This window comes from Streptomyces sp. NPDC002742 (assembly GCF_042888885.1).
GTDB lineage: Bacteria > Actinomycetota > Actinomycetes > Streptomycetales > Streptomycetaceae > Streptomyces.
On record NZ_JBIAQF010000010.1, the window covers coordinates 145,351 to 164,758 of the forward strand.

Here is a 19,408-nt window from a genome sequence, read left to right on the forward strand (position 1 = left end):
CGGTCGAATCACTACCAATCATCCCACCGGAGGGGTGGCGGTACCCACCGCACGGTCATCGCGAGCATCCGTCCCGCGATCCGCGCGCCCCACGTGATCACCCCTGCCGGGGGCCGCGCTTCACTGGGGCCCGTACTTCCGCCCGGTCTTCGACGAGATCCCGCCCAGCAGCGACCGCGGGGTCACCTTCACCACGCCCATCAGCACCTTGTAGCGCGGATCCGGGATGGACAGGGTTCTTCCGCGCGCCAGATCGGCGAGCGCGGCCGCGACCAGCTTGTCGGCGTCGAGCCACATCCAGTTCGGGATGTTGTCCGTGCCCATGCCGGCCCGCTCGTGGAACTCGGTGCGCACGAAGCCGGGAGCCAGCGCCATCAGCCGTACGCCGCTGCCCGCGAGATCCTTCGCCGCGCCCTGCGTGAACTGCACGACCCACGCCTTCGACGCCCCGTACGTACCCCGCGGCACGAACGCGGCCACCGACGCGACGTTGACGACGCCGCCCCGGCCGCGCTCCCGCATCGCCTCGGCCGCCGCCGACGTCAGCCGGAGCACCGCCTCGCAGTGCACCTTGAGCATCTTCAGCTCGTCCGCCATCGATACGTCCAGATAGCGGCCCTTGTTGCCGAAGCCGGCGTTGTTGACCAGCAGGTCGACCGGGCTCCTGCGGTCGGAGAGACGGGCGGCCACCTCTTCGATGCCCTCGTCCGTCGCCAGGTCGGCCGTCAGCACCTCCGCCTCGATGCCGTGCCGGTCGTGCAGCTCGGTCGCCTGCTCCCGCAGCCGCTTCGTATCACGCGCCACCAGCACGAGGTTGTGCCCGTCCGCCGCCAGCCGCCGCGCGAAGGCGGCACCGATTCCCGCGGTCGATCCCGTAATCAGAGCCGTTGTCATGGCGCAAGGTTAGTGACCGGCCGGGGACCCCGCCGCGCGGTGCCGCCCAACGCCCGACCGGGCTCCACGTGTTCTCCGCACCCCGGCTTCCCGCGGCGCGGACACCTCACGGATCCCCCATGACACCCCTGGAGATGTCCGCCGGGACCGCTCCTACCCGCCGTGCTTCGCCACGTACTCCCGTGTCGTCGCCCGCGACTCCGCGTGCAGCGCGTCGCCCGCCGCCAACAGCCTCGGCAGCAGCTCCCGTTCGGTCGTCGAGGCGCGGAACTGGATGGCGACGGTGACATCGTGACCTGGCCGGTGCACGATCTCGACCGGGTCCCCGGAGCGGATCTCGCCGGACTCGATCACCCGCAGATACGCGCCCGGCGCGCCCCGGTTCGTGAACCGCTTCACCCAGCCCTTCTCCCCGAGGTGCTCCTGGAAGGTGCGGCAGGGTACGCGCCCGGAGGTGATCTCCAGGACGACGTCGGACCCTATCCGCCAGCGCTCGCCGATCAGCGCGCCGGACACGTCGAGTCCCAGTGTCGTGAGGTTCTCGCCGAACACGCCGTTCGGCAGTGTCCGGCCGAGCTCGCGCTCCCAGTCGTCGAGGTCCTCGCGCGCGACCGCGTACACGGCCTGGTCGTCACCGCCGTGATGCCGCAGATGGCACACCGCGTCCCCGGCGAGCCCGCTCCCGCCGACCCCCTTGGGTCCCGGAGCCGTCACGCGTACCGGCCCGTCGACCGGTCGCTTGTCGATGCCGGTCACGCCCTCCGGCTGGTCCGTGTACTCGACGGCCCGCGCCCGGCCCAGGTTCAGCGACAAGAGCTTCATGACACCAAGCTAGGCGATACCCCCCAAAGCGTCGACGCGATATTCGCCGCCCCATCCAAGATGCGCTTATGCTCGAAAGGTGATCGAGGCTCGTCATCTCCGTGTCCTGCGCGCCGTCGCCACCACCGGATCCTTCTCGGCGGCGGGCCGCGAACTGGGCTGCACCCAGCCCGCCGTCAGCCAGCAGATGAAGGCCCTGGAGTCGTCCGTCGGCACGCCCCTGCTCGTCCGGACGGGCCGCGAGATGCGCCTCACCCAGGCAGGTGAGGCCCTCGTCAAGCACGCCACGAGCATCCTGGCCGGCCTCACCGCCGCCGAGGAGGAGGTCGCCGCGATCGCCGGTCTGCGCGCGGGCCGCGTCCGTCTGGTGTCCTTCCCCAGCGGCAGCTCCACCCTCGTTCCCACGGCGCTCGCCGCGCTGCGCGCCGCTCACCCCGGCACGCGTGTCTCCCTGGAGGAGGCCGAACCGCCGGAGTCCGTCGAGAAGCTCCGGGCCGGGGACTGCGACATAGCGCTCGCGTTCCGCTACGAGGGCGCTCCGGGCGTCGAGGAGTGGGACGACCTCGTCGTACGGCCCCTGCTGCTGGACCGTCTTGTCGGCCTGGTGCCCGAGCGGCACCCGCTCGCGCGCGCGGAGTCCGTCGCGATCGGCGAGTTCGCCGATGAGTCGTGGATCGCGGGCTGCCCGCGCTGCCGCGGCCAGCTCGTCGAGGTGTGCCGTGGCGCCGGCTTCGAGCCCCGTATCGACTTCGCCACCGACGACTATCCGGCGGTGGTCGGGCTGGTGGGCGCGGGACTCGGCGTCGCAGTCCTGCCGGAACTCGCGATCGAGTCCGTCCGCCCGAAGGGGGCGCGCACCGTCACGGTGGAGCCCGCGGTGCGCCGCGAGATCGTCGCCCTCACCCTCCCGGACCTGGCCGAGGTGCCGGCGGTGGCCGCGACACTTGACCGGCTGGCACAGGCAGCGGCCCGCTAGCGGTATCCCTGCACGCGACGTCCCGCGCTACGCAACGTCCGGCACGGCGCGCCGCAGACATCGCCCCGCGTACGCACCGCCCACGTGGGGTCTTGCGTACTTCTAAGGCGGAAACGTTCCTTCAGGCGTTCGAAGCGGAAGCGTTTCCGGTGGCCGATGCCGAGACCAGTCGGTTGCGTGCCCGTCCCATGAGTTCTTCGCGCTCGTCCTCGGTCAGTCCGCCCCACACGCCGTACGGTTCGCGCACCGCCAACGCGTGCGCCGCGCACTCCGCGCGTACCGGGCATCTCATGCAGACCTCTTTGGCCGAGTTCTCGCGAGCGCTCCGTGCCGCACCGCGCTCGCCCTCCGGGTGGAAGAAGAGCGAGCTGTCGACCCCGCGGCAGGCCGCGAGGAGCTGCCAGTCCCAGAGGTCCGCGTTCGGACCGGGAAGGCGGGAGAAATCTGCCATTGCGTGTCCCCTTGTTGCCGTTCTGGGCTGCTCTGTGCCCACCGACCGTACATCTACGATCTAAGGAGATGAAAATATGACTCATTGCGAATCTAGCCTCAGACACCAGCAAATGGGAAGAAAAGAGGCCAAATGGGGCACGGGTTGTGATGAAACGTTGAGGGTCGGCGCGCATGTCTGCACCGTGTCCGACCCCTCACGTACAGTGCCGATGACGGCTGACTGCCCCGTAACTCTTTCGAGTGACCATCGTTGAGATGGCTGAGGCGGTTGAAGGAACAAGCGCTCGGGTAGGCGGTCATATCCGCCTGCGAGTGTCGACCGCACAGGTGACGATTCGTAACAGCCTGGAGGCTCAAGGTGACGCGCATCAGCTGCGGAGGACGGTCATGACATCCGTCCTCGTCTGCGACGACTCCCCGCTTGCCCGAGAGGCGCTCCGCCGTGCGGTCGCGACCGTGCCCGGTGTCGAGCGCGTGACGACGGCGGCCAACGGCGAGGAAGTCCTCCGCCGCTGGGGAGCCGATCGTTCGGATTTGATTCTGATGGACGTACGTATGCCCGGACTGGGCGGCGTCGAGACGGTCAGGCGGCTGCTGTCCGCCGACCCCGGTGCGCGCATCATCATGCTCACCGTGGCCGAGGACCTGGACGGTGTGGCACTCGCCGTCGCCGCCGGCGCCCGCGGCTATCTGCACAAGGACGCCTCACGGGCGGAGCTGCGCGCCACCGTGACCCAGGCGCTCGCCGACCCGACCTGGCGGCTCGCGCCGCGCAGACTGCGTTCGGCGGAGATGGGCGCAGCGCCCACCCTCACCGCGCGTGAGATCCAGGTCCTCGAAGGAATGAGCCACGGCCGCTCGAACGCGGAGATCGGACGTGAGCTTTTTCTCTCCGAGGACACGGTCAAGACGCACGCCCGGCGGCTCTTCAAGAAGCTCGGCGCCTCCGACCGGGCGCACGCCGTCGCGCTCGGATTCCGGTGGGGCCTGGTCCGCTAGGTGAGCCGTCTCGAGGGTATGACGGTAGTAGTCCCTGCCCGCCGGACGGCGGGTGGGGCCGGGCCCTCGGAGAGAGCCTCTGCGGTGTCCGATCCCCGTTTCCCGGCGGATGCCGCATCCTTGAGGTGTGGAGTTCCTTGGGGACAAGTCGGTCGAGCGGAAGGGGAGGGCGCAGGAGATGAGTTCCGGCGCACCTGCTCATAACGCTTCGGTGCACAACTATGGACGCGGTGCCACGGACAGGACGACGCCAAGGCACCATGGACCGATGCGTGAAGACGAGACGACGGGGATCGGTGCGCTCGTCCATCGCGCGGTCGACGGTGACGAACAGGCCACACACGACCTGCTCGCCCATGTACACCCGCTCGCGCTGCGTTACTGCCGCGCCCGTCTGTCCCGGCTTCCGGGGGACGCGCGGCACTTCGTGGAGGACCTGGCGCAGGAGGTCTGTGTCGCGGTTCTCCTGGCGCTGCCTCGCTACAAGGACACCGGGCGCCCCTTCGAGGCGTTTGTCTTCGCGATCGCCGCGCACAAGGTCGCCGACCTCCAGCGCGCCGCGATGCGCCATCCGGGGTCCACGGCCGTCCCGTCCGACGAGATGCCGGAGCGGCCCGACGACTCCCTCGGCCCCGAGGAGCGCGCGCTGCTCAGCAGTGACGCCGAATGGGCCAAGAAACTCATGGCCAACCTCCCCGAGAACCAGCGCGAGCTGCTCCTTCTGCGTATCGCGGTGGGCCTCACGGCCGAGGAGACGGGCCAGATGCTGGGAATGTCGCCGGGTGCCGTCCGGGTGGCCCAGCACCGGGCACTGAGCCGGCTGCGGGCACTGGCGGAGCAGTAGGAACGCCGGGAACGCGGTCCGGTCGCGGCGACGCGACCTGGGCGGCATGTTCCCGACGCGCCGACCGGATCCCGCCGGAGTGCCACGTTCCGGTGATGCCCTCCGGGGCTCGGCGAGGCGGCCCGGTGGCCTGCGCACCGTCACTCCGGATCCCTTTCCCTCCGCAAATTGCAGGCAAAAGGTGGCGGCCCCCGGTGACGCCGGACCGGCTCGCCCGGGACGGACGTCGCCTCCCCCTCCGGCACGACGGCGAGGTGCCGGCCGACGAAGGCCGCCCAGGCGGGGCGGTCCGGGCGGGGGCCTCGGCGCCCGCTCCGGACACGGGTCTGAACGGGGACGCACCGTGACCCGTACGAACATACGAAGCCGAAGCCCACCCTCAACCGTGGAATGAGAGAGCCATGCTTCCCGTTAGCATGGACATCCGCACCGATCAAGGCCATTTGGGGAAGGTGTCATGACTGCCAACGTCGACGGAGTGCCCGCCAAGTTCGCGACACTCGGGCTGACCTACGACGACGTGCTGCTGCTGCCGGGCGCCTCCGAGGTGCTGCCCAACGCGGTCGACACCTCGTCCCGCATCTCCCGCAACGTACGTGTGAACATCCCGCTGCTCTCCGCGGCGATGGACAAGGTGACCGAGTCGCGCATGGCGATCGCCATGGCCCGGCAGGGAGGCGTCGGTGTACTGCACCGCAACCTCTCCATCGAGGACCAGGTCAACCAGGTCGACCTGGTGAAGCGCTCGGAGTCCGGCATGGTCACCGACCCGATCACGGTGCACCCGGACGCGACGCTGGGCGAGGCCGACGCGCTGTGTGCCAAGTTCCGCATCAGCGGCGTCCCCGTCACCGACGGCAACGGCAAGCTGCTCGGCATCGTCACCAACCGTGACATGGCCTTCGAGACCGACCGTTCGCGCCAGGTGCGCGAGGTCATGACGCCGATGCCCCTGGTCACCGGCAAGGTCGGCATCTCCGGCACCGACGCCATGGAACTGCTGCGCCGCCACAAGATCGAGAAGCTTCCGCTGGTCGACCAGGCGGGCGTCCTCAAGGGCCTCATCACGGTCAAGGACTTCGTGAAGGCCGAGAAGTACCCGAACGCCGCGAAGGACGCCGAGGGCCGCCTGCTGGTGGGTGCCGCCGTCGGCGCCAGCCCCGAGGCCCTGGAGCGCGCTCAGGCGCTGGCCGAGGCCGGGGTGGACTTCCTGATCGTCGACACCTCGCACGGGCACAACAGCAACGCGCTCAACTGGATGGCGAAGATCAAGTCGAGCGTGAACGTCGACGTGATCGGCGGCAACGTCGCCACCCGTGACGGTGCCCAGGCCCTGATCGACGCCGGCGTCGACGGCGTCAAGGTGGGTGTGGGCCCCGGCTCGATCTGTACCACCCGTGTGGTCGCCGGTATCGGCGTCCCGCAGGTCACCGCCATCTACGAAGCGGCCCTCGCGGCCCGTGTCGCAGGTGTCCCGGTGATCGGCGACGGTGGTCTGCAGTACTCCGGCGACATCGGCAAGGCGCTGGCCGCCGGTGCCGACACGGTGATGCTCGGCAGCCTCCTGGCGGGCTGTGAGGAGTCCCCCGGAGAGCTGCTCTTCATCAACGGCAAGCAGTTCAAGTCGTACCGCGGCATGGGCTCCCTCGGTGCCATGCAGTCCCGTGGGCAGGGCAGGTCGTACTCGAAGGACCGCTACTTCCAGGCGGAGGTCGCGTCCGACGACAAGCTGGTGCCCGAGGGCATCGAGGGGCAGGTGCCCTACCGCGGCCCGCTGGCCAACGTGCTGCACCAGCTCGTCGGCGGTCTGCGCCAGACCATGGGCTACGTGGGCGCCGCCACCATCGACGAGATGGAGTCCAAGGGCCGGTTCGTCCGGATCACCTCGGCGGGCCTCAAGGAGAGCCACCCGCACGACATCCAGATGACGGTCGAGGCGCCGAACTACAGCCGCCTCAAGTAGTCACCCGTACACCTGAACGGTCTTCCACGCGCGCGTTGAGACCCGCCACAAGGGCGGCCCCGGAGGTTCCGGGGCCGCCCTTGTCGTAGGCGTCGGGGATACTGGGAGGCGCAGAAGCGAAGAGGGAAAGGCCACAACGTGACTGAGATCGAGATCGGGCGCGGCAAGCGCGGCCGCCGGGCGTACGCCTTCGACGACATCGCCGTCGTCCCGAGCCGCCGTACGCGGGACCCGAAGGAGGTCTCGATCGCCTGGCAGATCGACGCGTACCGCTTCGAGCTGCCCTTCCTGGCCGCCCCGATGGACTCGGTCGTCTCCCCGGCCACCGCGATCCGTATCGGCGAGCTGGGCGGCCTCGGCGTCCTGAACCTGGAAGGCCTCTGGACGCGGTACGACGACCCGCAGCCGCTGCTGGACGAGATCGCCGGGCTGGACTCGGAGACGGCGACGCGCCGTCTCCAGGAGATCTACGCGGCTCCCATCAAGGAGGAGCTGATCGGGCAGCGCATCAAGGAGGTGCGCGACTCCGGAGTCGTCACCGCCGCCGCCCTGTCCCCGCAGCGCACGGCGCAGTTCTCCAAGGCCGTCGTCGACGCGGGCGTGGACATCTTCGTCATCCGCGGTACGACGGTTTCGGCCGAGCACGTCTCCGGTGCCGCCGAACCGCTGAACCTGAAGCAGTTCATCTACGAGCTCGACGTCCCGGTGATCGTCGGCGGTTGCGCCACGTACACCGCGGCGCTGCACCTGATGCGCACCGGCGCGGCCGGTGTCCTCGTCGGCTTCGGCGGCGGCGCCGCGCACACCACGCGCAACGTGCTGGGCATCCAGGTCCCGATGGCCACCGCCGTCGCGGACGTCGCCGCGGCCCGCCGCGACTACATGGACGAGTCCGGCGGCCGGTACGTGCACGTCATCGCCGACGGCGGTGTGGGCTGGTCCGGCGACCTCCCCAAGGCCATCGCCTGCGGCGCCGACTCCGTGATGATGGGCTCCCCGCTCGCGCGAGCCACCGACGCGCCCGGCCGCGGACACCACTGGGGCATGGAGGCGGTGAACGAGGAACTGCCGCGCGGCAAGAAGGTCGACCTCGGCACCGTCGGCACCATCGAGGAGATCCTCACCGGTCCGTCGCACATCCCGGACGGCTCGATGAACATCTTCGGCGCCCTCCGCCGTGCCATGGCCACCACCGGCTACAGCGAGCTCAAGGAGTTCCAGCGCGTCGAGGTGACGGTCGCGGACTCCCAGCACAAGAGGTAGTCACCACGGCCGCACCGGCGCGTACCTCGTACGGAAGGGCCCGTCCACCCCCCGGTGGACGGGCCCTTCCGTACGAGGCCCTCTGGTCGGACGCCCGTCACGGGCGTCCTCGGAGACCGGCCCGCGGGGGCCCCGGAACGCCGGGATTTCCTCGGCTCAGAGCCGGTGTGCGGCCCCGGTCGGGGTTGCCCCCCTGGTGTCCAGGAGGAGCTGGGCCTTGACGGACAGTCCTTGCAGGTCGTATGTGCGGTGTTGCTGGAGCAGGATCGTCAGGTCGGCGTCGGCCGCGGCTTCGTAGAGGGAGTCGGCGCGGGGTACGGGCCGCCCGAGCACGCTCCAGGCCGGGACGTGCGGGTCGTGGTAGCTGACGGAGGCGCCGAGTTCCAGCAGGCGTACGGCGATCTCATGTGCGGGGGCGCCCTGTTGATCGGCGATGTCCGCCTTGTAGGTGACGCCGAGGAGGAGCACGCGCGCGGCGCGGGCGGACTTCCCGTGCTCGTTGAGCAGCGCGGCGGCGCGCTGGATGACGTACTGGGGCATGTGGTTGTTGACCTGCTGGGCCAGTTCGACCATCCGCAGAGGGCGCCCCGACGGGCCGCCGAGGTCCTGGGCGATCCCGTGTCCGCCGACCCCCGGACCGGGCCGGAACGCCTGGAATCCGAACGGCTTGGTCTCCGCGCAGCGGATGACGTCCCACAGGTCGACGCCCAGGTCGTGGCAGAGCACGGCCATCTCGTTGACCAGCGCGATGTTGACGTGCCGGAAGTTGGTCTCCAGGACCTGCACGGTCTCCGCCTCGCGGGGGCCACGCGCGCGGACGACCTTGTCGGTGAGCCGCCCGTAGAAGGCGGCGGCCGACTCGGTGCACGCCGGGGTGAGGCCGCCGATGACCTTCGGTGTGTCTGCGGGGGTGAAATCGCGGTTGCCGGGATCGACCCGGCTGGGTGAGTAGGCGAGGTGGAAATCGCGCCCCGCCCGCAGGCCGGAGCCGGTTTCGAGGAGTGGGCGGAGGAAGTCCTCGGTGGTGCCGGGGTGCACGGGCGATTCCAGGATCACCGTGGTGTGCGGGCGCAGCCGCGCGGCCAGGGTCCGGGCCGCCGCCTCCAGCTGGCCGAGGTCCAGGGTGCCGTCCGCGCCCCGTGGGGTCGGGGCGCAGATGACGGCGGTGCGTACGCGGCCCAGCTCGGCCGGGTTGGTGGCCGGCCGGAAGCCCCCCGAGAGCATCCGGCGCAGTTCCGCGGGCGTGAGGGAGCCGCCCTCCGGTCCCGTTTTGTAGCCGAGGGTGGAGATGCCGGCGGCGACGGCGGCCTGGGCCAGGGGCAGGCCGAGATGACCGAGTCCGATGACGGCGAGGTCTGCGGGCATGGAGTGGGCCGTCCTTCCCAGTAACCGATGCGGGACAGGTGCGCAAGCCCTGTGGACAGGATGGGCGAGAGCAATGTCAGACTAGGAGTAAATATGACCGATTTGTGGGATTGATCGATCAAGATTCCGTACGCGTCGCCAAGAGTTGTCCACAGGCTGCGGACGGACGGTGGCCGATGAGGGGCAAGCCGGTCAGACTTTGGGCAGGGGGGATGTGAGCCGGGCGTCGCCGGACAGGTGCGGCCAGCGCGACCAACAGCGGGAGGCAGCGGTGAGGACAGCGACACTGGGGCCGGCGGAGCGCGCCGAGTCACTTGCGGGAATGGCCGAGCGTGAGCTGGACGTGCTGGTCGTGGGCGCGGGCGTGGTCGGCGCGGGCACCGCGCTGGACGCCGTGACACGCGGACTGTCCACCGGCCTGGTCGAGGCGCGTGACTGGGCGTCGGGCACGTCGAGCAGATCCAGCAAGCTGATCCACGGCGGCCTGCGCTATCTGGAGATGCTCGACTTCGCGCTCGTCCGCGAGGCGCTCAAGGAGCGGGGTCTGCTGCTCGAACGGCTGGCGCCGCACCTGGTGAAGCCCGTCCCGTTCCTGTACCCCCTCCAGCACAAGGGCTGGGAGCGGCTGTACGCGGGCTCCGGCGTCGCGCTGTACGACGCCATGTCGATGGCCCGCGGCCACGGCCGGGGCCTGCCCGGCCACCGCCATCTGAGCCGCCGCCACGCCCTGCGCGTCGCACCGGCCTTGAAGAAGGACGCGCTGATCGGCGCCCTGCAGTACTACGACGCGCAGATGGACGACGCCCGCTATGTGGCGACGCTGGTGCGCACGGCGTCGTCGTACGGCGCGAAGGTCGCCAACCGCGCGCGGGTCACCGGTTTCCTGCGCGAGGGCGAGCGGGTGGTCGGGGCCAGGGTGCGCGACGTCGAGGGGGGCGGTGAGTACGAGGTCCGCGCCAAGCAGATCGTGAACGCCACGGGTGTGTGGACCGACGACACCCAGGCCATGGTCGGCGAGCGGGGTCAGTTCCACGTCCGGGCGTCCAAGGGCATCCATCTGGTCGTACCGAAGGACCGGATCAACTCCTCGACGGGCCTGATCCTGCGCACCGAGAAGTCCGTGCTGTTCGTGATCCCGTGGGGCCGCCACTGGATCATCGGCACCACGGACACCGACTGGGACCTGGACAAGTCCCACCCGGCGGCGTCCAGCGCGGACATCGACTATCTGCTGGAGCATGTGAACTCGGTGCTGTCCGTGCCGCTCTCCCGCGACGACGTCGAGGGGGTGTACGCGGGGCTGCGGCCGCTGCTGGCCGGGGAGTCGGACGCGACCAGCAAGCTGTCGCGCGAGCACACCGTGGCCCACCCGGTGCCGGGACTCGTGGTGGTGGCCGGCGGCAAGTACACGACCTACCGGGTGATGGCCAAGGACGCCGTGGACGAGGCGGTGCACGGCCTCGACCAGCGCGTCGCCGAGTGCGTCACCGAGGACACCCCGCTGCTCGGGGCCGAGGGCTACCGGGCGCTGTGGAACGCGCGAGCGCGGATCGCGGCGCGCACCGGCATCCACGTGGTGCGTGTGGAGCACCTGTTGAACCGGTACGGGGCGATGGCCGAGGAGCTTCTCGACCTCATCGCGGAGGACCCGTCCCTCGGCGATGCCCTGCCGGCCGCCGAGGACTACCTCCGGGCCGAGATCGTCTACGCCGCCTCGCACGAGGGCGCCCGCCACCTGGACGACGTCCTGACCCGGCGCACCCGCATCTCCATCGAGACCTTCGACCGGGGCACCCGCAGCGCCCGCGAGGCCGCCGAGTTGATGGCGCCGGTCCTCGGCTGGGACAAGGACCAGATCGAGCGCGAGGTGGAACACTACGAGAAGCGGGTCGAGGCCGAGCGGGAGTCCCAGCGCCAGCCGGACGACCTGACGGCGGACGCGGCTCGGCTGGGGGCGCCGGACATCGTGCCGTTCTGACCGCCGGTTGCGGCCACGTCACTCGAACGGGTGCGGTGACCTGGGATCCTCGCTCGCTCCCCGGCCGTTCTACGAGGTGCGGGGGCCCCAACTCGGCGGCGAACCAGGCATGTTCGAGCGTCGAGTCCGCGACCCCGTCCGTGTCCGGCCGGAAGGTGAAGAGACGACGGACGTCGCACCCGGCCGCGCCGGCGGCCGGGTGCGACGGACATGCGGGAGCCCGGTTGCGGAGCGGTCGGCGGGTGCGGGACGCGGTCGTCGGCGAGCTCTCGGCGGGGTCCGGGCGTCTCACTGGATGAGCTGTTGCGGTTCCAGGGGGCCCCTGGGCGTCGGCCACTTGTCGGGTGAGGGACAATGGAGGCTCTGTCAGGGCGGGTTGCATGAGGGGACGCATGTCGGAGGCGGAGCGGGCGGGAGCATCCCGTCAGGACAAGAGCGAACGTCTCCTCGCCGGGCGGTACCGGCTGGGGGATGTTCTCGGCCGCGGCGGCATGGGCACGGTGTGGCGCGCCGAGGACGAGACCCTGGGCCGCACGGTCGCCGTGAAGGAGCTGCGGTTCCCGTCGGCCATCGACGAGGACGAGAAGCGCCGGCTGATCACGCGCACGCTGCGGGAGGCCAAGGCCATCGCGCGGATCCGCAACAACGGCGCGGTGACGGTCTTCGACGTGGTCGACGAGGACAACCGGCCGTGGATCGTGATGGAGCTCATCGAGGGCAAGTCCCTCGCTGAGGCCATCCGCGAGGACGGAGTGCTCACGCCGAAGCGCGCCGCCGAGGTGGGCCTGGCCATCCTCGACGTGCTGCGATCGGCGCACAGCGAGGGCATCCTGCACCGGGACGTGAAGCCGTCGAACGTGCTGATCGACCATGACGGCCGGGTCGTGCTCACCGACTTCGGTATCGCGCAGGTGGAGGGCGACCCGTCCATCACCTCGACCGGCATGCTCGTCGGCGCGCCCTCCTACATCTCGCCGGAGCGGGCACGCGGTCACAAGCCCGGACCCGCGGCCGACCTGTGGTCGCTGGGCGGTCTGCTGTACGCGTCGGTCGAAGGCGTGCCGCCGTACGACAAGGGCTCCGCGATCGCGACGCTCACCGCCGTGATGACCGAGCCGGTGGAACAGCCGAAGAACGCGGGCCCGCTGGAGAACGTGATCTACGGCCTGCTCGCCAAGGATCCCGAGCAGCGGCTCGACGACGCGGGCGCACGGGCGATGCTCAACGAGGTGCTGCGCGCGCCCGAGCCCGAGCGGAGCGTGCCGGAGCCGCCGGACGCGACGAAGGTCGTGGCCATGCCGCCGCTGCCGGAAGAGCCGGGCCGCCGGGGTGCGGGCGGCCTCGGTTCCGGCGCCAGGAAGGGCGAGGAACCCGCGGAGCGGCTGCGCGGGGCCCTGCGTTCGGTTCGCAAGGCCGCGACCGCGGCCGGGGCCGCCACCGCGGCGGCCACCTCGGCGGCGGCGACCCGCGCCAGGACGGCCGGCGGCTCGGACTCCTCCCGGGCGGAGGGAGCCGCCGAAACGGCCTCCCCGCGCACGGGTGCGGGGTCCACCGGGCCGGACGGCGGCACCTCTGTGCCGTCCGCCTCGGCGGGTTCGGCCACCCCCGGTGCGCCGTCCGTCCCGGGCCAGGCGGGCGGTCGTGACGGTACGTCGGTGAACTCCAGTTCGGCCGGAGGTGCCGGAGCGGCGGGTGCCGCCGGTACACGCAGTGCCTCCGGGTCCGGATGGCCGGTGGCCCCCGAGCGTCCGGCACGCCCGGCGCCGAAGGCCTCGCTGACGGATGTCGTGCCGCTGCGGACGTTGGTGATCCTCACCGTGGCCGTGGCGCTGGTCGTGATCGGCATCGTGCTGGCCCTCACTCTCGGCGGTGGGGACGGCGACGGCTCCAACAGCGGCAAGAGCAACGGCGGCAAGGCGACCGCCTCCAGCGGAGCGACCGCCGGCAGCGGCAACGGCAGTGGCAAGGACGGCGGCAAGAGCGGCAGCGACGCCGCGCACACCGACAACGACGACAAGTCGGGCTCCGGCTCCGGTTCGGACGACGGCGCGAACACGTCTTCGGGCACGGACGCGAGCGCGAGCACGTCGGACGGGTCGAGCGGTGACGGCAAGGAGCCGGGCTCGGGCTCGGGATCGGGTTCCACCGCCGTCACGACGTACAGGAGCGGCCAGGGCTTCTCGATCGGGCTCCCGAAGGGGTGGAAGTTCCAGTCCCAGGACGCCGCGGGAGCCCGGTTCGCGGGTCCCGACGGGCAGAAGCTCCTCGTCGGCTGGACGACCACGCCCAAGGACGACCCGGTCGCGGACTGGAAGAACCAGGAGCGGTACATGACACGCTCCCAGTACTCGAAGGTGCGCATAGAGAAAGTGGACTACCGCGGCTGGAACACGGCCGACTGGGAATTCACCTATGTGGACGGGGGCACGAAGTACCGGTCGATCGACCGCGGTTTCGTCGTGAACCCGCATCAGGGGTACGCGTTGATGTACACGGCGACGGCATCCGCGTGGGACAGCGCTCTGCGCAAGAGCACCTGGGCGACGCTGACCGAGACGTTCCAGCCGAAGTCGTGACGTACCGCTCGCCGCGGTGACGTTCCGCCACGAAGGGAGCCCGAGATCTCGCATCACCGCTCTGCGGGTTGCCTCGGGCACGTATCGTGAGTGGTTGCGGACCGAACGAAGCCACAACGGAACGCACGGCGAACGGAATTGACCAACCGGTCGGCTGGGGGAAGCATCGTGGACGACTATGCGGGACGGGTACTCGCCGACCGCTACCGCCTGCCTCTGCCACCGGCCGACGAGTACGAACTCGCCGAGAGCCGGGCCTTCGACACCTACAGCGGGCAGGAAGTCCTGGTGCGGCAGGTGCCGTTGCCGGAAGTCGTCGAGGCCGAGGTGCTCGACGCCGACGGGCTGCCCGACGGATTCGTGGCCCGGGACGGCGGGGTGCGGAGGGCGTCCGCCCGCACCACGCGCCGGCCCGCCGAACCCGCGGTGCGGCGCGCGATCGAGGCCGCGCAGGCCGCCGCGCAGATCCCCGACCATCCCCGGCTCGACCAGGTCTTCGACGTGTTCGCCGAGGGCGGGTCGCTGTGGATAGTCAGCGAGTTGGTGCCCGCGAGGCCGCTGGCCGCGCTGCTCGCCGAGAGGCCGCTCAGCCCCTACCGCGCCGCCGAGGTCGCCGCCGACGTCCTCACCGCGCTGCGGGTCCTGCACGCGCACGGATGGGTGCACCGGAACATCACCGTGCGCACGGTGCTGGTGTGCGACGACGGCCGCGTCCTGCTCACCGGACTGGCGGCCGGCGCGGCCGAGGAGGCGCTGTGCGGGTACGACCCGGTTCCTGCGCCGGAGGACGACTTCACGACTGAGCCCGGGTCCGGGTCCGGCTCCCGCGCCGGACAGCCGGGGAACGGCGGTCCGGCCGGGGCGGGCGCTGCCCGGGATGCCACCGGAGGCGGGCCGAGCGCCGCGGGCGGACGGGGTCCCGCCGGTGGCATCGGCTTCGGCGGCGCCGCGCGCGGTGTCGCCGTGGCGGCCACGAGCGGCGCCGATGCCGAAGCGGCCCGCCGGGCGGCGATCGAGGCCCGCGCGGAGCAGGGAACACCGGATTCGGGGATGCCCACGGCAGGCCGGGGCCCCCGTGCGCTCGAAGCGGGCGGACCGGCGGGGCCGGGCCGTCCGGCGGGAGCGGCCGGGCAGGGCGGCGGACCGGAGGCGGCCGGGGGAGCGGAGGACGCCGGGGACGACATCCGTGCCGCACGCGCCGGAGCCATCGCCGCGTACCGCGCCGGAGCACGTGCCGCCGCCCGCGTCCAGGGGGACCAGCGAGGCGATCCGCTCGCCCTCCCGGCGCCCCGGCCCTCGGCACCCGGCGAGCATTCCGCGCGGACCGGGCAGGACGGCCGGTACGACGCTTCCCCGCATTCCGCGCGGACCGGGCAGGACGGCCGGTACGACGTTTCCCAGCATTCCGCGCGGACCGGCGAGGACGGCCCGTACGACGCCTCCGCGCGGACCGGCCAGGACAGCCCGTACGACGCTTCCCCGCACTCCACACAAGCCCAGGGCTACGCCCCGCCGCAGCTGCCCGGCCAAGGGGCCCGGCAGCGCCCTCACACCGCCCCTCCGGGGCAGATAGCCGACCCGTACGGGGTCGGCGGCATCAGCAGGCACGGAGTTCAGCCGCGCCCCGCCGGAGCGGTCGGCGAAGACAACGGCCAAGGTCGCCCCACGCTCCCCTCGGGATCGGGAGCGGGAGCGGGCGGCGGGCCGGCCCCCGGCGTGACGGGGTACGACAACCCCGCGCTCGCGCCCGGACAGGCGCCCTACACCGCGGGCCAGGGCGGCCGTCCAGGAGTCCCGGCTCCCGGACGGCCCGGCGACAACGACGGAGTTCCGGACAACGGCCGGTTCTCCGGCGGCTTCCAGGCTTCCGGCCGCACCCAAGCACCCGGTCACCCCGGCGGGTTCACGGACTCCGGCCGGGCCCGCCTGCCCGGCGCTTCTCCGGCCCCCGGCCGCACCGGGGTTCCCGGCACCCCGCAGAGCCCCGCTCCCGCCCCACGCAACCCCGAGCGCCGCGGCGGCGGTTGGGGTGAACCGGCCGTCGGGACGCCACCGCGCCGAGGACCGGCCACCGCGCTCGCGGCGGAGCGGGCCCGCCAGGCACGGATGGCCGTGGTCGGACCGGTCACCGAGCGCTGGGCGCCCGAGCAGGCCGGACCGGTGCACGAGAACTGGCAGTTGGCCGCCCCGATCGGACCGGCGACCGACCTGTGGGCGCTGGGCGCGCTGCTCTTCCGCGCAGTCCAGGGACACGCCCCCTACCCGGAGGAGAGCACCGCCGAGCTGGTGCAGCTGGTGTGCGCGGAGCCGCCCGCCTTCGCCGAGGAGTGCGGGCCGCTGCGGCCCGTCGTCGAGTCGCTGCTGCGCCAGGACCCCACCGAGCGGCTCGACTTCGAGGAACTGCGCGGCTGGCTGCGGTCCCTGGTGCGGTCCGCGCCGGAGCCCGAGGCCGGGACGCATGTCGTGCCCGCGCCGCCCGTCGACCCGAGCCGGCTGCCGATCGTGCGCCGCCGGGGCGAGCTCGTCCGCAGGCGCCGCGCCGGGCTGCCCGCGACCGGCCCGCACGCCCGACACAAGCGCGCCAGGCCGGAGAGTTCGGCGGGACCCCGCCGACTGGGCCGGAACCTGCTCCTGCTGATCCTGCTCCTGCTGGCCGCGGCGGTCGCGTACGCCGTGGTCTTCATGCCCAAGTCGGACCGGAGCGGCACCGGCGAGGGGCGGACCGGCGCCGCCGGACAGGCCGACCCCACCCCCGACACCGGCGGCGACGCGACGGCGAGCGGCGAGCCCCGCCCCGACCAGACCTCGCCGGACCCCGGCAAGAGCCCGTCGAGCAAGTCCAGTTCGACGTCCTCGCACACCACCGGCGACCCGAACGTCGCCCAGGGGTTCACACTCCGCAAGGACCCCGAGGGATTCCAGGTCGCCGTGGCGAGCGGCTGGACCCGTTCGCCGAGGAACGGCAGCGGCCAGGTCGTCTACTCCCAGGGGGACTTCGAGCTCATCGTCGTACCCGGGCGGGACGGCACGGCCACGTACGGCAGCGACCCGATGACCTACCAGCGGGAGAACGAGAAGGAGTTGCAGCCCTTCCGTGACTCGACCTGGGCCACCTCCAGCGGGATGCGGCGGATCGACGTGGGCGGCAAGGTGATGGCCGAGGGCCAGTTCACCTGGCAGGACTCAGCGGGGCGTTCGCTCTACGTGCGCAACCTCGCGATCCTCGTCGGCGGGCACTACCACGTGGTGCAGGTGCGCGGCCCGGATGCCGAGCGCGACGAGGTGACACGGCTGTACGAGCAGGCCTCGTCGACCTACCAAGTCACCGGCTGAACACCTCTGTTGCGCGCCGGACGCCGCGTTTCAGCAGGCGGGGGCATCTGAACGCCAAACGGTTCCCTTCCGTACAAGGAAGGGACAACCGTCACAGTGCGGTCTCCGTACGACCCCGCTTGTTCCCAGGGTGGGCACCGCTCTTTAGTCTGACCCTGTCAATACCATTGCGGGGAAACGTGAATCAGATGCAGGGCCTGCTCCTCGCGGGCCGCTACCGGCTTGTCGACTCCATCGGCAGCGGTGGCATGGGCCGGGTTTGGCGCGCCCATGACGAGGTGCTGCACCGCGCGGTCGCGGTCAAGGAGCTGACAGCCGCGCTGTACGTGGCCGAGAGCGACCTGGCACGGCTGCTCGCCCGGACCCATGCCGAGGCGCGGGCCGCGGCCCGGATCAACCACTCGGCCGTCGTCACCGTGCACGACGTGCTGGAGCACGACAACCGGCCGTGGATCGTCATGGAGCTGGTCGAGGGCAACTCGCTGGCCGACGAGGTCAAGGAGCAGGGTCGTCTCGAACCGGCCGAGGCGGCGCGGATCGGGCTGTGGGTGCTGCGCGCGCTGCGCGCCGCGCACGCGGCCGGGGTGCTGCACCGGGACGTGAAGCCGGGCAACGTCCTGCTGTCGTCCGACCGGCGCGTGCTGCTCACCGACTTCGGGATCGCGCAGGTCGAGGGCGACACGACCATCACCCGCACCGGAGAGATCGTCGGTTCCGTCGACTACCTCGCGCCCGAGCGGGTGCGCGGCCACGACCCCGGTCCGGCCTCCGACCTGTGGGCCCTCGGGGCCACGCTGTACACGGCGGTGGAGGGGCGGTCGCCGTTCCGGCGCACGTCGCCGCTGTCGACCATGCAGGCCGTGGTGGACGAGGAGCTCACGCCCCCGCAGAACGCCGGTGTGCTGGAGCCCGTCATCGTCGCTCTGCTCCGCAAGGACCCCGCGGGACGCCCCGGTCCGGACGAGGCCGAGGAGATGCTCGCCGAGGCCGCGGAGGGCCGCCGCCCGAGGACGGCCCAGGCGTATGTGCCGACACAACATGTGGACAGGAGCGGCGGGCACGACCCTGCCCACGGGGGTGGGATACCGGGGACCGGGACACATGGCGGCGGAACCCACGATGGTCAGAACCACGGGGGTGCCGGCCACACCGGTCCGTCCTACGGCGCACCGACCGCGGGCGACCACAGCCATGGAACCGGCGTCACCGCGCAAGCGACCCCGCCCCAGGGCGGCGGTCCCGCCGGGACCATGTACCAGCTCACGCCCGGCCCCGAGCCCCGCAAGCGCCGGCGGGGCCGCACCATCGCCCTCGTCCTGGTCATGGCCGCGCTGGTCGGCGGCGGCGGTGCCGTCGCCATGCGGTACGCGGACAACTGGCGGCAGAACAACGATGCTTCGACCGGCGGGAACAAGGGCGGCGCCACCGACGGTCCCAGCGGCCGGGCGGGGACCATCGTCGGCACCCTCCCCGCCAACTGGGTACCCGTGAACGACCCCGACGGCTTCAGCATCGCCCTCCCCGGCGACAACTGGAAGCGCAAGCCCAACGGCTCCCAGGTCGACTACACCCCGGACGGCGGCAAGCACTTCGTCCGCATCGCCGTGGACGACTCGCCCGACTTCCCGGATCCGTACAGTCACCAGAAGGATCTGGAGGAGCAGTTGACGAAGCTCCAGGACTACGCGCGGGTGAGCCTCGAGGCGGACACGTTCCGGGACTGCCACGGCTCCCTGTGGGACTTCACCTGGACCGCGCTGCCGAATCAGACGCCGTTCCCCGGGCCGCGTCGCGCCATCGAGCAGACCTACCTCGGCCGGAACGGCGTCGAGTACGCGATCTACATGTCCTCACCCGTCGCGGACTGGGACACCGCGCTCAAGCAGTTCAAGGTGATCCTGCGCAGCTGGAATCCCAAGGCCTGATAACACCTACGGCGTCG

The 19,408-nt window shown here is 71.6% G+C and carries 13 protein-coding genes; 9 read left to right on the plus strand and 4 right to left on the minus strand.

Annotation, left to right across the window (positions count from 1 at the left end):
- Positions 1-120: 120 nt before the first annotated feature.
- Both ACFYW8_RS19770 and ACFYW8_RS19775 read right to left on the minus strand, forming a co-directional pair.
- Complete coding sequence (locus tag ACFYW8_RS19770) at positions 121-894, minus strand: SDR family NAD(P)-dependent oxidoreductase (RefSeq protein WP_389076681.1); 774 nt, start codon at positions 892-894, stop codon at positions 121-123.
- A 153-nt stretch (positions 895-1,047) separates the two neighbouring features.
- On the minus strand, positions 1,048-1,716 hold the full coding sequence (locus tag ACFYW8_RS19775; RefSeq protein WP_389076686.1) for an MOSC domain-containing protein: 669 nt from the start codon (positions 1,714-1,716) through the stop codon (positions 1,048-1,050).
- 79 nt (positions 1,717-1,795) lie between these two features.
- Here ACFYW8_RS19775 and ACFYW8_RS19780 point away from each other — a divergent pair, with 79 nt between their 5' ends.
- The gene (locus tag ACFYW8_RS19780) at positions 1,796-2,692 is read left to right on the plus strand and encodes a LysR family transcriptional regulator (protein WP_389076689.1); all 897 of its coding nucleotides are present in this window, start codon (positions 1,796-1,798) and stop codon (positions 2,690-2,692) included.
- Positions 2,693-2,813: 121 nt separating this feature from the next.
- Here ACFYW8_RS19780 and ACFYW8_RS19785 read toward each other — a convergent pair whose 3' ends face one another.
- A complete protein-coding gene (locus ACFYW8_RS19785; RefSeq protein WP_365870814.1) occupies positions 2,814-3,143 on the minus strand; it encodes a WhiB family transcriptional regulator in 330 nt (109 codons plus the stop codon).
- Between the two features lie 389 nt (positions 3,144-3,532).
- On the opposite strand from ACFYW8_RS19785, the gene ACFYW8_RS19790 reads away from it, so the two are divergent.
- From ACFYW8_RS19790 to ACFYW8_RS19805, 4 genes are all read left to right on the plus strand, one after another.
- Positions 3,533-4,144 carry a response regulator transcription factor gene (locus ACFYW8_RS19790; protein ID WP_003948568.1) on the plus strand — a complete coding sequence of 204 codons (612 nt, stop codon included), beginning with the start codon at positions 3,533-3,535 and terminating at the stop codon, positions 4,142-4,144.
- A gap of 268 nt (positions 4,145-4,412) precedes the next feature.
- Positions 4,413-4,988, plus strand: coding sequence for a sigma-70 family RNA polymerase sigma factor (locus ACFYW8_RS19795; RefSeq protein ID WP_315903658.1), 576 nt, complete (start codon positions 4,413-4,415; stop codon positions 4,986-4,988).
- Between the two features lie 457 nt (positions 4,989-5,445).
- Entirely contained in the window at positions 5,446-6,951 is a 1,506-nt protein-coding gene (guaB, locus tag ACFYW8_RS19800) for an IMP dehydrogenase (protein WP_365870813.1), read from the plus strand.
- A gap of 138 nt (positions 6,952-7,089) precedes the next feature.
- Positions 7,090-8,214: a GuaB3 family IMP dehydrogenase-related protein gene (locus ACFYW8_RS19805; RefSeq protein ID WP_328553915.1), complete on the plus strand. Its 1,125-nt coding sequence runs from the start codon at positions 7,090-7,092 to the stop codon at positions 8,212-8,214.
- Between the two features lie 156 nt (positions 8,215-8,370).
- On the opposite strand, the gene ACFYW8_RS19810 is transcribed toward ACFYW8_RS19805, so the two are convergent.
- Positions 8,371-9,579: a nucleotide sugar dehydrogenase gene (locus ACFYW8_RS19810; protein WP_365870812.1), complete on the minus strand. Its 1,209-nt coding sequence runs from the start codon at positions 9,577-9,579 to the stop codon at positions 8,371-8,373.
- Positions 9,580-9,850: 271 nt separating this feature from the next.
- Here ACFYW8_RS19810 and ACFYW8_RS19815 point away from each other — a divergent pair, with 271 nt between their 5' ends.
- The 4 genes from ACFYW8_RS19815 (at position 9,851) to ACFYW8_RS19830 (ending at position 19,391) form a co-directional block, all read left to right on the plus strand.
- Positions 9,851-11,557 carry a glycerol-3-phosphate dehydrogenase/oxidase gene (locus tag ACFYW8_RS19815; RefSeq protein ID WP_365870811.1) on the plus strand — a complete coding sequence of 569 codons (1,707 nt, stop codon included), beginning with the start codon at positions 9,851-9,853 and terminating at the stop codon, positions 11,555-11,557.
- A 392-nt stretch (positions 11,558-11,949) separates the two neighbouring features.
- Positions 11,950-14,133 carry a serine/threonine-protein kinase gene (locus ACFYW8_RS19820; protein ID WP_389077253.1) on the plus strand — a complete coding sequence of 728 codons (2,184 nt, stop codon included), beginning with the start codon at positions 11,950-11,952 and terminating at the stop codon, positions 14,131-14,133.
- 168 nt (positions 14,134-14,301) lie between these two features.
- A complete protein-coding gene (locus tag ACFYW8_RS19825) occupies positions 14,302-17,466 on the plus strand; it encodes a protein kinase (RefSeq protein ID WP_389076706.1) in 3,165 nt (1,054 codons plus the stop codon).
- A gap of 188 nt (positions 17,467-17,654) precedes the next feature.
- A complete protein-coding gene (locus ACFYW8_RS19830; RefSeq protein ID WP_389077257.1) occupies positions 17,655-19,391 on the plus strand; it encodes a serine/threonine-protein kinase in 1,737 nt (578 codons plus the stop codon).
- Positions 19,392-19,408 lie beyond the last annotated feature (17 nt).

Bases quoted from the DNA above. Each gene is read 5' to 3' on its own strand.
- ACFYW8_RS19770 (WP_389076681.1), bottom strand. From the start codon at position 894: ATGACAACGGCTCTGATTACGGGATCGACCGCGGGAATCGGTGCCGCC.
- ACFYW8_RS19775 (WP_389076686.1), bottom strand. From the start codon at position 1,716: ATGAAGCTCTTGTCGCTGAACCTGGGCCGGGCGCGGGCCGTCGAGTAC.
- ACFYW8_RS19785 (WP_365870814.1), bottom strand. From the start codon at position 3,143: ATGGCAGATTTCTCCCGCCTTCCCGGTCCGAACGCGGACCTCTGGGAC.
- ACFYW8_RS19790 (WP_003948568.1), top strand. From the start codon at position 3,533: ATGACATCCGTCCTCGTCTGCGACGACTCCCCGCTTGCCCGAGAGGCG.
- ACFYW8_RS19795 (WP_315903658.1), top strand. From the start codon at position 4,413: ATGCGTGAAGACGAGACGACGGGGATCGGTGCGCTCGTCCATCGCGCG.
- guaB (WP_365870813.1), top strand. From the start codon at position 5,446: ATGACTGCCAACGTCGACGGAGTGCCCGCCAAGTTCGCGACACTCGGG.
- ACFYW8_RS19810 (WP_365870812.1), bottom strand. From the start codon at position 9,579: ATGCCCGCAGACCTCGCCGTCATCGGACTCGGTCATCTCGGCCTGCCC.
- ACFYW8_RS19820 (WP_389077253.1), top strand. From the start codon at position 11,950: ATGTCGGAGGCGGAGCGGGCGGGAGCATCCCGTCAGGACAAGAGCGAA.
- ACFYW8_RS19830 (WP_389077257.1), top strand. From the start codon at position 17,655: ATGCAGGGCCTGCTCCTCGCGGGCCGCTACCGGCTTGTCGACTCCATC.